We start from the raw sequence: 14,809 nt of genomic DNA, 5'->3' as shown, positions 1-14,809 counted from the left end.
ACTCTATTATTTGCAAATACCTCACTACCCTTAAGTATTTCTGGTACCTCAGGAATTTGTCTTGCTATAGATGTTGAATACTTAGCTTTGCTCTCATCTACAAAGGCCTTTAATTTCTCTGCTCTAATTATTTCCTTATCACCTTTTACACATAATGCAGTTTGGAATTCTACAATATGTTTATCTATCATGTAGAGAGCTCGTCCAGGAGTATCCTTTGGCTGAGTCCTACATCTATCAAATATATTAGAATACTCACCTTTGTCATTACATGTATATGCTATTCTAGTACCAAAATTTGCAAGTGTCTTATATCCCATTGCATTAGTTTGTGTTGCTGTTGTAATAATATTAATTCCCACACTTTGTCCTTCACGTGAGAGATTTAATAACTCATCATCATATAAAGGATAATATTCTCTAAAAGCAGATATATTGTCAATGATTAAAAGTATTTGTGGTAAATTTTTAAATCCTGCTTCTTTATATGCCTCAAATGTTCCTACACTATTATTTGAGAAAAAAGTTTTTCTAATATCAATTTCATTATGAAGCATTCGAAACAAATTACTTATTCGTTCTTCCTCAGCCGGTAATACAATGCCACCTATGTGGTTTGAGTTTTCAAACACCTTCATTGCCATATTCCCACAATCTATTACATAAATGTTTACTTCTAGTGGCGTATAATTGTCCATAATAGAATATATCATTGTCTGAAGCATTGTAGTTTTTCCTGATTGTGATGAACCAATAATAAAAGTATTACTATTTGATAGATTAATGTTTAATTCAGTTTGTAATTGTTGTTCTGGATCATCATATATACCAACAGTTGCCATTATACCTGTTATTATGTCAATTATACCATGTCTTAGTATATCTAGGTAAATTACATTTTCTAATGGAGGTTGACAAATTCCTGCTAATTTTTTAATCTTATCAATTTTGCAATGATCATTTACATATTCAATAATAGCTTGCAATTGAGTTTTTACGTTTTTGTCATCGTCAGTCTTTTTATTAGAGTATATTAACTTCTTTTTACCCCATAAATTAAGCATATTTAGCTCAAACACATTATTATTACCACCATCTGCTACTACTGCTTTTGCTCCACTGTAGGCAGATTGAAAAAGTTCAAATATCTCATTATTACCAACTTGAAGATATGCTCTACCTGGTTCAACAATTTCAGCGGCCAGTGGTGTTTTAATTACCTCATTACTATCCTCTTTAGTTTGAACTTTAAGACATAACTTAAACTTAGAGTTACTCCAAATCTGGTTATCTACTACTCCAGATGGCTTTTGCGTTGCTAGTATTAAATGAACACCTAAACTTCTACCTATTCTTGCTGTACTTATCAATTCTTTCATAAATTCTGGATATTCACTTTTGAGTTCTGCAAACTCATCTACAATTATTATTAAATGTGGTATTGGATCTGTTGCCTTTCCAGCTCGATATAGCTTTATGTATGCATCAATATGATTTACATCATACCTTGAAAACATCTCCTGTCTACGGCGTAATTCTGCCTTTATTGATAGAAGTGACCTATCTATTTCTCTACCATCAATATTTGTAATTGAACCAATTAAATGGGGTAAATCTCTAAATTGATTTACCATACCACCACCCTTAAAGTCAATAATCATAAATCCAACTTCATAAGGATGAAAAAGTGTTGCCATTGATAATATATAAGTTTGTAGTATTTCACTCTTACCAGAACCGGTAGTACCTGCAACAAGTCCATGTGGTCCATGATGTTTTTCATTAAGATCTAAATAAACTATCTGATTTTTAGTCTTAACCCCCAGGGGTGCAGCCATACTGTTATAGACCCTTGACTGCGACCATCTAGCTGTCAAATCAAGATCATCCACTGACATTATGTTAAGTAATTCAAATAGTGAAATATTCTTAGTTAATTCACTTTCTAATGTAACCGCATCAACTGAAACTGCACTTAATTTTAGAATAGAATTTTCCATTATTTTATCTGATATTTTAGGATATTCAAACTTTGATACGTAATCTCCATTATCACTTTGAAGCAAACAACCAGTGTTACTATTATCAAGCCTTATTATTTCACTACATCCCTTAGGTAGCAATTCCTCATATTCTTCAAAGAATACAAAAGTGAAATTATACTTATTACATGTTTCTATATACTTAGATACTGGATGTTTTTCAATACCCTTCTTATCAAATACAAAAATAACATAACTAGTTTCCACCTGGTCATCGCTTCTCCTTGATGATCTAGCTTCTCTTTTGGAAAGTTCTATAAATAGATTTTCTAATATATAATTTCTACTTTCTTCGTCATACATTAAATTTCTAATACTGTTATCTTCATCTTCGTTATTAACATTTTTAAGCCATCTTAACCATGCAAACTTTTCACTGTCCTCTTCCTTAAACATATAAAATAGCTTTACGTCTTTATAAAATTGCCTAGTTGTTATATCTAATGTAATAGTTTTTAAAATATCATATAATTGATCACGTTTACCTACAATACCAATTGTATTGGATTTTGAGAACTTTGATATTATTGGTGAGTTCAAAATAAAGCGATATTTCTTCTCTATTTCCTCGGGAATTGATACTAAATCATCATCAGTGTTTTTGAATTCTTGCTTAGTATATTTGATCTTGCAATTTGCTTCATTTATACCTGTCCCAAGTCTTACAAACATGAAATCCTCATCATTTAAATCTCTTTCAAAAAGATCCTTACCAAAATCTTTTATTGTAGTAATATTGTCATCATTAGATCTATATACTTTCTCTAAAATTCTCCTCTCATTACTACGTTTGCCCTGAATTTCCTTTTCTTTATCTTTTATGTATTCCAAGTATTTTTCCTTACGTTCAATAATAGACTTCTTATAACTTTTTCCATCTGTCATAAATGTAATAATAGAAACTAAAACTCCGATGCTCATTGTCGCAGCACTATATATAATAAACGAACCTCCACCCCCCATACTTCCTCTAAGCATAATAATAAGTGCTAACATAGCAAGAGCTGGTAGCAATGTCACTATTACATTTTTCTTTGGTTTTTGTGGTTTTGTTATTGGTTGCAATACTTCAATTTCTTCAGAGGGTATTACATACTTCACCCTTGTACTTCTATTAAACTTTGGATACTTAAATGCACTTTTCTGCTCAACAGCATCTATATAGTTCAATCTATCAACTATTAAATTCTCATTTCTAGCTGTGTATAAGTGCTTATCCTTTAAATAAAAGCTATATCCTACAAGCTCGAAAAAGTCATAATCCAAAATTTCTGAGTATTCATCTATCTTTTTACCGTTTATATACACACCATATTTTGTATTATTATCTGTAATATAATACTTATTATCTTTTATACTTAAGGTAATGGTATCACTTCCAAGAAGTGTATCAATAATAGAAATATTACATCTATCAGTCCCGCCAATTGTTATAGATTGTAATTGGGAAATATCTATAATACGTTCATAATTCTTATCTATCAGATCAAAATCAATAAAAAAGTTAATCCTAAATATTTCATCATTAGAATTCTGATACTTAACAATAATTTCATCACCATGAGATAAATCCTTTGAATATATTTTCATTACACCATCTACGGTAAAATAAACACTATCTCCTCCGATTAACTGCCAACCATCGTTAGTCCTAACTAAATTAAACTCAAACTCACCAAAGAAGTTCTCCTTATTAAATCTAAACTTACAATTTTTTGTAGTACCTATATTAATTAAGTCATCTTCTGAGTTTGACAGTTCATGCTCACGATAAATATTTTTCCCGAAAATTATTATCTTATATTTAGTATCCTTCAATACAACTCTCCCCCTACCCTGTGATATTTATAACTGTACCAGTTCTAAGTTTATAATCTTTCAATTTAGTGTTACCTTTTAGCAGAGCTATAGGATTTTCCGTTTTTAGGTAACACTCAGTGATGCTGCTTACATCTATGCCTAGATTGAAAGCCTGATTCAAAGCAACCACAAGGTCCTTTGCAGTTATATCCAAAGGTATTTCTACATCAAATTTTTTACCACTTTTATGAATATATATAACAGCTACAATTTTATCCATATCAAATCTCCCCTACTTAAATGAGTGTATATGCTAGCTTTTGAAAATGCTTATTCATAGCCAAAATTTCAAGGTTAAAGTCATCATAATCCAAATCAAAATATTCTATGTATTCGCTTATTGTACACTTGTTATTTAGGTTATTACTTATAAGGTTATTTTCTGATTCCCCCGAATACCTATTACAAATAAACATATATTTATTATTATCAGAGCAGTCAATATTTTCAAGCAAACTATCTAACTTGGAAACAGATACAGCGTCCTGCCCTGTTATTATCATAACCTTATTACAATAACTCATCATCATTGTTTTCTCGATAGTAAAATCAGACGAACAATCCACCACTATATAATCATATTGCCCCTCACTTTTTATAGTATCTATTAATCTCTTATAATGCTCCATGTTAATATTTAAAGAAGATATAGATTGCTTAAATGGTAGTAAATAATCAAATAGTTCCACGCCTACAGCTCCAGGTAAATGCTGGATAATTATTTCATTTCGTTGTATCATCCGTTGTTCAAAACTATGTGGACAAAACTCCTTATTTTTCAACATAAAATTATAACGCTGCAGTGTTTCAGTGTTTATATATAGTACATGTTTATGACACTTTGCAATTGCTGCACTAATGCCTAGTGACACAATCGTTTTACCAGAACCTCCTGAAGGGGAATACACCATTACTACTTTAGTATCTTCCTTTTGATTAAATGACCTTAAGGCTTTTGTTGAAGGATTACTCATAAGCTCATTAAAAATTTCTTTTATACTTGTATACTTATATATCTTATTAATACTCATATTCTGAGTACTATTAACGTCATTTGTTTCAGTTAATATGAATAAGTTTTCAATAGAATGTTTCGCAAGTTCACTAGAATATAGTGTTTCATGTATAACTAATATGTCTATCTTCTTAAGTGAGCTAAAATAAGAATTAAAATAATCTTTGTCTGATATAACTTCTATATCAGCTTTATCCCCAAATTCCTCGATAAATTTTAATTCCAGTGGCATTAAATATTTTTCATCTGTGTCTGCTAGAACTACAACCAATTTACTCATAAAAAAACACTTTCCTTCCTAATATAATGATATATTTAAATAACGCCCTTCTGCCTTACTTAGCAAGAGAACTTGCTTACTTTAGTAAAATTCACTTGCAGGTCTTTGCAAGATTCACTTACTGACTTTAGCAAGAATTAATGTGATATTGTCCGTTTCCCCACGTTCCTTGGCTTCATTTATAACAATTTGGCAGGCTTTACCTAAATCTAATTTTTCTCTTTTCACTATGTTTAAAATTTCGTTATCTTCAATTGTCTTACAAACTCCATCACTGCACAGCATAAAGATATCATTTTTTGATATTTCACCTGAATCACAAAAACAATTAATCTGGGCTCTATTCCCTAGACATTCAGTCAAAGCGCTTTGTTTATAAGTCTTTCCATTTATTATTTTATCAACATAACAAGAATGATCTATAGTCAATCTTTCGATTTTTTTTGTTAATTTATAAATCCGACTGTCCCCTATATGTACAATATAATACATATTTTTATGAATAAATAAGACGGATAAAGTTGTGGCAGTTCTAATATTCTTAGATTTTGAATAGTCCATAATTTCTATATTTGATTTTGTAAAACATTCAACTAAGGATGGAATTAACTTATCTGTATCATTATAAAAATCTTTGAAATCATAAGCCCACCATTTATTTAAATTTGAAATTGCAATAGCACTGGAAACTTCTCCGTCTTTTAAACCTCCAACTCCATCTGCTACAGCAAATAGTCCAGCATAACAGTTACTAGCTTCAACTATTTTATATACAAAACTATCTTGATTAACTTTTTTAACATTACCTATATCTGATATACCGAAAGAACTAATCTTTAAATTTCCCATATGATATCTCTCATTCCTCTCGTCGAGTGGTCTTATCCCTTGTACATTTGGTTTTTTTCTTAAGCTTAATCTACCTAGGTTATCTTATAGTTTTAACCATGAAATTACAGTTTGACAATCTAATTTTATCGCCAATCTTTATTGAAATCTGCTCACCCTTTTGTATTCTAACTGAATTAACATAAGTACCGTTAGCACTTTCTAAATCTTGGATGACATAAGAATTATTAACGTATGATATTTTGCAATGCACTCTGCTTATTGTTTTATTAAATTCAATAACTCCATCAACAGCTTCAGGCTTTTTACCTATTATAAATTCACTTTTACTAATAATAATTTGTATGTTTTCTGGAGTTCCAATCCCTTCTAATGCAATTGATGGTACAAATATGCCATCTAATATTTCAGTAGCTCCCCCTTCGTATATTGGTTTAAAATCCATGTGGCTTACTGAATTTACATCTTTCTTCTTTACAATAAATATATAAATAAGTACTGTTGCTATTATATCAATAGCTACTGTTACCCCACTTATTATCATTGCAGGGATTGATTTAAATCCAAGAATCAGTAATACTGTGACACATATTACCACTGAAAGAACTTGAATCAATAGTAATATATGTGATTTTATTAACCCCATCTTACTAGAGTTTGATCTTGGTTTCATATTCTTTTGTTTTGTCGTCTTTGGCTTATTTTTATTTCTAATTTTAGGTTTAGATTTATGTTTAGCTATATCCATAGACTTCGCTTTTTCAATTTTGCCTGCATCAAAAGGAGAATCCTCAAGTGTTAGTGGTCCACTTTTCTGCCCTACCTGAAATGAATCTGTACAAGCTTTATTACTACCTACCGATGTAGCCTCAACGCTACTACCATTAATCTCATTACTCATTGAAACTCTTGTTACATTATTTTTCTTCATATTTTCTCTAATTTCATCTAATCTATAATTATCATTTTGAAGGTCATCAAAAAGTCCATAAGCCATTTCCTTATTCAGATTTTTATTTTCAGAAATTGCTGACGCTATATTTTTCTTAAGTTCTCTCTCAAATGTCCCAATACTACTTAAGTTCGTCTGAACATTAACTGGAAGATAAATCAAAAAAACATTTAAATTATTATTATCTATAAAAATCTTGTCCAAATTTACATCAATGTTCTCACATTGCATAAACCCATTATGTTTAACTTCTGACACTATTTCAAGTAATCTAGATACTATTTCTAGAAAATTCTCCATTGTAATCTGGTGTAATAATGACTGAAAACTTTTATACTTTGAAATATCGTAAACTAACTTTATTTTTCCATTATGTGAAACCTTAACACACTTAATAAAACCATTTTTCTCTTGATTTTGTAAGACCTTATATCCAGTTTCAAAAAAAAGATCTTCTTGTTCTAGCATATAACTTATATTGGTATTATCTCGACTTTCTTTGATTAAATCATCTAAGACTAAATTATTCATTTAAATTTTAATTCCCCTTTATACTTAATGTTCTAACCCCAATTTTGTTAATTTAATCCTAAAGTTGGAATATTAACAACTAATTGTCTATTTTTCCTATCATAAAAATAATACCATTTTTCACCTAAAATATCTACAACTAATTCGTTATTTCTTGACTTTCCTACATTTTTATAGCTATTGTTACATATTAATCTGTTTTTTTGTTTTTACATGAACCTTTAAATTAATAAAGAAGTAGAACAGCTTATAATTATAAGTTATTCTACTTCTAATTTATTAATTTCGTTTCTCTAAAGGTAAGGTAAATGTAAATGTACTCCCTTTGTTAACTTCACTTTCACAATAAATTATTCCATCATGTGCCTCTACAATTCCTTTTGCTATAGAAAGCCCTATACCCGAACTCAAAAACTCTGTATCATAGGCACTTATCTTAACAAACTTATCAAATATTCTCTCATGATATTCTCTAGGAATTCCTGTACCGTTGTCTTTAACAAAAACTTTCATCTTTTCCCCTGCTATAACTGCACCTATAATTATTTTTCCACCAGAATTTGTGTATTTAATAGCATTAGAAACTAAATTATTTAATACCCAAGTTATTTTTTCTTTATCTACAATTACGTTTGGTAAATCAGCTTCTATACTGTTATATAAAGAAATCCCTATGTTTTTTGCCTGAACCTCATAATTTTTAACACAGTCACCAGCAATCTCAGCTATAGAATATGCTTTTATATTATATACTGCCTGATCTGATTGTATTTTTGAAAGTTTTAGAAGATCACTAACTAGATCTGTAAGCTTTTCAGTTTCTTCTTTTATAGTATCTAAAAGTTCTTCCTGTTTTTTATTGATGACTCCTACATTTTTCTCAAGTATCAACCCTACACCCATCATAATTGATGTAAGTGGAGTCTTAAATTCATGAGAAATAGTAGCTATAAAATCAGTACGCACTTTTTCAAGTTCCTTATACTCTGTTATATTTTTTAGGAGTACCACTATAGCATTAATTTTATTTTCTTTATCATAAACTACAGTTACCATAACATTAAAAAAACAAGTTCTGTCATTTACCTTAAAGCTTATTATCTTTTCAGTAATCGGAATCTTATTGTCTACCACGCAAAAAATATAGTCATATAACTCCATATTCCTAATGGTCTCTAAAAAATGACTATTAATCACATTTTGCTCTAATACTCCGAAAATATTTTCACAAGATTCATTTAATAATTGAATTTTATAACTAGCATCTAGTACTATCAATGGGTCTGTTATACTTTTTACAATTGCAATAGATTTATTTCTCTCTGAAAGCAACTTTCCTGTGGTACTCTGCTCAAATTCATAAAGCCTATTTGTCATATTGTTAAACTCCATTGCAAGCATTCCAATTTCATCCTCATTTATAATAGGTGCTTGTTTATTAATTTCTCCTTGTTTAACTGATTTTATAGTTTCAGTCAGTAAATATATAGGTTTTAAAGACTTGTTAGTATATATAAGCGATACTATTAGTCCTAAAATTGCAGCTATGGATGAAATTAATAATATGAAATACATTGAACTTAATGCATTACTTTTTGCATTGTCTCTCCCTTTAATCATGGCTTTCTCATTAAGTTTTGCTAAAATCCCTAAATCGACTTTAACCTTAACTACATTAGGATAAATTTGAGAATTATAAAATTCTATATTCTGCTCACTTGTGTGAGAGCTTTGATATTCGTGAAATCTAGAGAAAGACTTAACAAACAAAAGATAGTCCCCACTTATTTTATTAGTGTTACTCGCTTCACCAATTTCAGTTATATTTGTTTTTGCAACATTAAGCCATTTATAAAATTCTTCATTATTATTATAAATAATATCTATTGTACTTTTATTTTCAAAAGCAATATATCTAAGAATTGTCTTATCTTGATTTTCAATAACTTCAGTCATTTTAGTTGAAGCATCAATACTCTTATAATTATTTGTTATTAATCCATCTATCTTTCCACCTACTCTGTATATGTTAAAGCTTGATAGCAGTCCAATCATTACTATAACTAAAACTAAAAACACATTAATAGTTACTATTTTGCCTTTTAATGTTTTAATAGAAACCACCACCTTAAATTCAATATACGGTTTATTTGTATTTTAATGAACAGGATCTGCAACAACAATTATTTTATCTGGCAACGTTTCTTTGACCTTAATTCCAGTCATTCTACTAACAAGATCATTTAGGCTTTCTAAATGTTGAATATTAACAGCTGTCCTTACATTTATACCATTATCTAATATTTCTAAAACATCCTAAATATATTTTCATTATAAATATAATTTCTATATAACCATTATATTGTATTTAAATATGTGAATCATTAAATAGTTTATAAATATTATCAAATAATTCTGCTTTATCAAATTTATTTAAGTTCTTATTTACCTCGCTTATTAAATGATAAATTTCTTTATTATAAGGGTTTATTCCTAGTACTAATTTCAAAGTATTATGAGCCGCCTCAAACTCTCCCTCTTCAATCAGACTCTTTGACTTTGATATTAAAATCTTTTCTTTCTCTAAATACTCTGGCTTTTCATCATGACTTTCCTTAAGAGTAAATATTTCTTCTAAAACAGAAGTAACTCTATCTGGCGAAAATGGTTTCTGAAGATAAGCTGCAGCTCCAAGTTTTGTACAATCAACAGCATTTTTCACTGTAGCAAATGCTGTCATAATAATGACAGGACAATTAAAACCCATATCACGAATTATCTTTAAAACCTCAGTTCCACTCATTTCAGGCATCCTAATATCTAAAAAAATTATATCAATACTATTTTTTTCTACTTTTAACGTATCTATAGCTGATTTTCCAGAATCAGCAGTTAGAACTTTATAACCTTTTAGTTCAAGACAAGTGGTTAATAACATTCTTATATTTTTTGTATCATCTATTACCAAAACTTTTTTCACTTGCATTCCCACCTCTTTAATATTTATTATTTCGTAGTTTTCTTAAATATATTATATAATTAAAATCTATTTTATTAAAGTTTTCTTTTACTTTTTAATATATTTGCTAACTCATGTGAGCTATTAACTATTTACTAAAGTTGAGTAATAGTTCGCTTAAAATATTTTTGTATATGTTTATGTTCATTAGGACAAACTATGTATCAGTCTCGTAGTTCTAACTGGATTATTAACCGTTTTTCTTACTATCCTATTTACAAGTTGGTTTTAAATTGAATTTAATGTAACATATTAGAGAATCCTAGACAAAACATTACATATCTTTGTTTTTTTGTTATACTATTATTGAAGCTGTACAAACTAAATTTACAATAAGCTTATAAGGAGATTACTATAATGAAAGATTTTGCATTTATATCCGATTTTGATGGAACCCTTACTAAAAAAGATTTTTATAAAATATTGTCTGATACATACTATAAAGAAGAACTTATGCCAATATACAAGTCTTGGAAAAATGGAGAAATGAAAAATAGGGAATATTTAAACTATGTTTTTAATAATGTACATAGAAGTGAATCTGAATTACTCGAGGATATCTTAAATATTTCCTTTGACCCTACAGCTAAAGCATTCATAGATAAGGTTAAAGAAGCTGGTGGTGACTTTATTATTATCAGTGCAGGTTCAAACTATTACATAGATAAAGTCCTTGCGAAAAACCATATAAAAGGGGTAGATGTATACTCTAATAAAAGTATTTTTAAAGATAATGGCATTCATTTTGACTTAGATGAACATGATGAATATTATTCGGATCAAAATGGAATAGACAAGTTAATTGTTGTTGAAAAATTAAAATCTAATTATAAAAAAATCTTTTATGCCGGTGATAGTACCCCCGATCTTAAACCTGCATTAATTTCTGATGCTGTTTTTGCTAAGGGTAAATTAGTAAATCTTCTAAAAAAAGAAAATAAAGATTTTATAGAATTTGAAAACTTCTCAGAAATTTGGGATAAACTTAAGGTATACCTATAAAAAAACGCTTATCTACTTAAGCTTTTGCTTAAGTAGATAAGCGTTTTTTATTATTTAAAAAATTTAGACATTATTTGTCTATGTAAACTTCCCTTAATATCTTAATTTCTTTTGCATGACCTTCTAATTCATTTGGTGTTTCTAAATAAAATGGTAAATGGCGTAACTTTGGATGATTAATAATTCTAGTAATCGCCTCTATTCCAATAAATCCTTCTCCTATTGTTTCATGACGATCTTTATGACTTTCAAATGGGTTTTTACTATCATTTAAATGAATTGCATATAACTTATCAAGACCTATAATTTTATCAAAGTCCTCTATTACTCCATCTAAATTATTAACTATGTCATAACCAGCATCATATACATGGCAAGTATCAAGACATACCCCCATTTTGCTAGCTAATGTAACTCCATCAAGTATTTGTTTTAACTCTTCGAAAGTCCTACCTATTTCTGTTCCTTTACCAGCCATTGTTTCAAGAAGTACAGTAGTTGTTTGTTCAGGTTTTAGTATAGAATTAAGCATATTTATAATATATTCTATTCCAATCTGTGTGCCTTGTTTTACATGACTTCCTGGATGAAAATTATAAAAGCTGTTTGGGAAAAATTCCATTCTTTTTAAATCATCTTCCATAATCATATTTGCAAAATCTCTTGTTTTCGTGTCAGCAGAGCAAGCATTTAACGTGTATGGAGCATGTGCTAAAATTGTAGCAAATTTGTTCTCTTTTATAATTTCAAGAAGCTCCGCTACATCATTTGGATCAATATTCTTTGCTTTACTACCTCGAGGATTTCTAGTAAAAAACTGAAATGTATTTGCTCCTATACTAAGAGCATCTTCTCCCATAGCTTTATAGCCTTTTGCTACTGATAAATGACAACCTATATTTAACATACTTATTCCTCCAATAAAAAATTATAAATATAATTTGCCCTATTCTACAATAATTAAGTCTTTTGTATAATGATTTAATACTTCACAACCATCCTTGGTAACTATTACTAAATCTTCAATACGAACTCCAACATCACCCGGAAGATATATGCCTGGTTCAATTGAAAAAATTTGTCCAACCTGAACTTTATCTGTATTAGCAGCAGAAACATCTCCAAAGTCATGTACTTCTATTCCTATTGAATGTCCTAATCTATGTGTAAAATATTTTCCATAACCTTTTTCTGTAATATAGTCTCTAGCTGCAGCATCGATATCACAAAATCTAACTCCCTCTTTAACTTTCTCAATGCCTCTTTTATTTGCTTCCTTAACAATGTTGTAAACTTCTTTACTATGTTCTGATACAGTTTTATAGAAAACGGTCCTAGTCATATCTGAGCAATATGAATCTTTTTTGCATCCGATATCAATAACTATACTGTCACCAGCTTTAACCGTTGACTCATCATTTTCATGATGAGGGTCAGCAGCATTTGCACCATAACCTATAATTGGATCAAATGAATGCCCCTGGGTACCCATATCATCCCATATATCTGAAAGTAGCTTTCCCATTTTCTTTTCAGAATATTTTTTAGGAATAAGTTTTATCATTTTATCAACAGCTGTATCATTTAGTTTTGATGCTACTCTCATCAATTTCTTTTCGTTCTCATCCTTACACATTCTCACCCTATCTAAAATCTCAGATCCATTAACAAATGTACTACCGCCTTTAAGCTTCATTAATTTTATTAAGAAATGAGCTGGCCAATTTTTATCTATACCCATTGGTACGTCTTTATCAATGTTTTTTGCAAGAATTTCTACTGGACTTTGAGTATCGTTATACCATATTTTTTCTACCCCTAAATCTTCACTTATAGGGAACAACTCATTAATGAACAATTTGTTATTTCCATTTAAATTAATATAAAGTACAATCATTCTCTCTCCAGATAAAATCCATTTTCCTGTAAGATAGAATATAGCTGCAGGATCAGAAATTATCATTTGAGGTATTTTTTCTTTTGCCATAATTTTCAAAACCTTATTAAGTCTTTCATTTAACATTAAAATTCCTCCTAATATTGTGTTATCCTACTTTCAATCTATCATAAAATTCAAATAATGTACATGATTTTTCATACATTTTAATAAAACTACATTTAAATAAAAAAAGGCCTAACTAAGCCTTTCCTATTTTTACTGAACTTTTGTTATGATAATTTAATATCTATTTTAATTTCTCCATTTACCAAACAATAAGCTATCTCTTCTTCAACCTTTATATATACATCTAAAGTTTTAAGTTCTGTAATCTTATGAGTTTTTACCCATTCTTCATACACGTCTTCTAATATTGTTCGTTTTGATATCTCTTTACCTTGATATTGAACATAGAAACCTACATCAATTTTCTTAGCTATTGTTCTTTTAGCCGTTTTCCTTTTCGCACCAGTAGTTACCTTCGTAGCTTTTGATTTAACATTTTTTGCAATGTCTTTTACCACATTAATAGTCTTTCCAACATTCTCTTTTGTAGCATCAGACACTATCGTTATTGCCTCTTCTGTTCCATCACTAATATCTTCTTTAGCAGAAGCTAAAGTATTATCTTTTTCCATATTACTTACCTCCGTTTATAAAAAAATTTTATATCTTACTTACTATATTCGATATTTATCTTCAAAACCCTTTTTTTAGGAGAATATAGTATGTTTTTATGATATAAATCGAGGTATTTCATTACTTTCCAGTATAAATGTTTTATCTTAAACATACTTAAGCTTTATATTCACACTTAATAAAATGTAGAATATATTAAAGTACAACTACAACTTAATTGATATATCCTGATACTTAAGTTAAAGTATAAGATTCTCATTAAGGCAAATAATTGATTTACTTTAATAGAACTTGAAACTTTTTCTTATCAAATAAGGAGGTTATTTATATGAGTCACAGACATAGAGATTGTTGTTGTGAAAATAGATGTCAACCAGTTTGCCAATGTGGAAATAATAACTGCACAAACGGCTGTGGAAACAGCTGTGGAAATGGTTCCGGCTGTGGTTTTGGTGGAAGTGGTATCTTGATAGTTCTTTTACTACTCGGTTGCGGCGGAATAGGTGGCCGTGGCTGCGGAGGCTTTGGTGGATTATTTTAGTTAGTTTAAAAAGGACACTTCTAATAATGTTATTAGAAGTGTCCTTTCTTATTTGTTTTTTATTTATTTGTACATAAGTTCTAGTTCTTTTTGAACTTCATCATTTTCTACAAATTCATCATAAGTCATTATTTTATCCA

Annotated in this window: 13 protein-coding genes; 2 read left to right on the top strand and 11 right to left on the bottom strand. The window is 29.2% G+C overall.

Annotation, left to right across the window (positions count from 1 at the left end; translation table 11 throughout):
• The 8 genes from essC to Q0649_RS22625 all read right to left on the bottom strand — a co-directional run.
• On the bottom strand, nt 1-3,860 hold a 3,860-nt coding region (gene essC / locus Q0649_RS22660; RefSeq protein ID WP_298847325.1), incomplete at its 3' end, for a type VII secretion protein EssC.
• A gap of 13 nt (nt 3,861-3,873) precedes the next feature.
• Nucleotides 3,874-4,122, bottom strand: coding sequence for an EsaB/YukD family protein (locus tag Q0649_RS22655; protein WP_298847322.1), 249 nt, complete (start codon nt 4,120-4,122; stop codon nt 3,874-3,876).
• Nucleotides 4,123-4,138: 16 nt separating this feature from the next.
• On the bottom strand, nt 4,139-5,197 hold the full coding sequence (locus Q0649_RS22650; protein WP_298847318.1) for an AAA family ATPase: 1,059 nt from the start codon (nt 5,195-5,197) through the stop codon (nt 4,139-4,141).
• A gap of 114 nt (nt 5,198-5,311) precedes the next feature.
• Nucleotides 5,312-6,046, bottom strand: coding sequence for a PP2C family serine/threonine-protein phosphatase (locus tag Q0649_RS22645; protein ID WP_298847315.1), 735 nt, complete (start codon nt 6,044-6,046; stop codon nt 5,312-5,314).
• Nucleotides 6,047-6,125: 79 nt separating this feature from the next.
• Nucleotides 6,126-7,529: an FHA domain-containing protein gene (locus tag Q0649_RS22640; RefSeq protein WP_298847312.1), complete on the bottom strand. Its 1,404-nt coding sequence runs from the start codon at nt 7,527-7,529 to the stop codon at nt 6,126-6,128.
• Between the two features lie 279 nt (nt 7,530-7,808).
• Complete coding sequence (locus Q0649_RS22635) at nt 7,809-9,656, bottom strand: ATP-binding protein (RefSeq protein ID WP_298847309.1); 1,848 nt, start codon at nt 9,654-9,656, stop codon at nt 7,809-7,811.
• A gap of 30 nt (nt 9,657-9,686) precedes the next feature.
• Nucleotides 9,687-9,833, bottom strand: a complete 147-nt coding sequence (locus tag Q0649_RS22630) for a hypothetical protein (RefSeq protein WP_298847328.1) — start codon at nt 9,831-9,833, stop codon at nt 9,687-9,689.
• Between the two features lie 64 nt (nt 9,834-9,897).
• Nucleotides 9,898-10,509 (bottom strand): response regulator, encoded by a 612-nt coding sequence (locus tag Q0649_RS22625; protein ID WP_298847306.1) that lies wholly within the window; start codon nt 10,507-10,509, stop codon nt 9,898-9,900.
• A gap of 396 nt (nt 10,510-10,905) precedes the next feature.
• On the opposite strand from Q0649_RS22625, the gene Q0649_RS22620 reads away from it, so the two are divergent.
• Nucleotides 10,906-11,550: an MtnX-like HAD-IB family phosphatase gene (locus Q0649_RS22620; protein WP_298847302.1), complete on the top strand. Its 645-nt coding sequence runs from the start codon at nt 10,906-10,908 to the stop codon at nt 11,548-11,550.
• Nucleotides 11,551-11,620: 70 nt separating this feature from the next.
• Here the strand turns inward: Q0649_RS22620 and Q0649_RS22615 are convergent, their stop codons facing one another.
• From Q0649_RS22615 to Q0649_RS22605, 3 genes are all read right to left on the bottom strand, one after another.
• Complete coding sequence (locus Q0649_RS22615; RefSeq protein WP_298847299.1) at nt 11,621-12,457, bottom strand: deoxyribonuclease IV; 837 nt, start codon at nt 12,455-12,457, stop codon at nt 11,621-11,623.
• A gap of 39 nt (nt 12,458-12,496) precedes the next feature.
• Nucleotides 12,497-13,573: a Xaa-Pro peptidase family protein gene (locus Q0649_RS22610; RefSeq protein WP_298847294.1), complete on the bottom strand. Its 1,077-nt coding sequence runs from the start codon at nt 13,571-13,573 to the stop codon at nt 12,497-12,499.
• Nucleotides 13,574-13,719: 146 nt separating this feature from the next.
• Nucleotides 13,720-14,127, bottom strand: coding sequence for a DUF6465 family protein (locus Q0649_RS22605; RefSeq protein WP_298847291.1), 408 nt, complete (start codon nt 14,125-14,127; stop codon nt 13,720-13,722).
• Nucleotides 14,128-14,456: 329 nt separating this feature from the next.
• On the opposite strand from Q0649_RS22605, the gene Q0649_RS22600 reads away from it, so the two are divergent.
• Nucleotides 14,457-14,669 (top strand): ground-like protein, encoded by a 213-nt coding sequence (locus Q0649_RS22600; protein WP_298847288.1) that lies wholly within the window; start codon nt 14,457-14,459, stop codon nt 14,667-14,669.
• Nucleotides 14,670-14,809: the final 140 nt, after the last annotated feature.

Source organism: uncultured Clostridium sp. (assembly GCF_937920395.1).
Taxonomy (GTDB): domain Bacteria; phylum Bacillota; class Clostridia; order Clostridiales; family Clostridiaceae; genus Clostridium_AD.
Note: the sequence above shows the minus strand (reverse complement) of the source record. Positions and strands in the feature narration are given on the sequence as shown.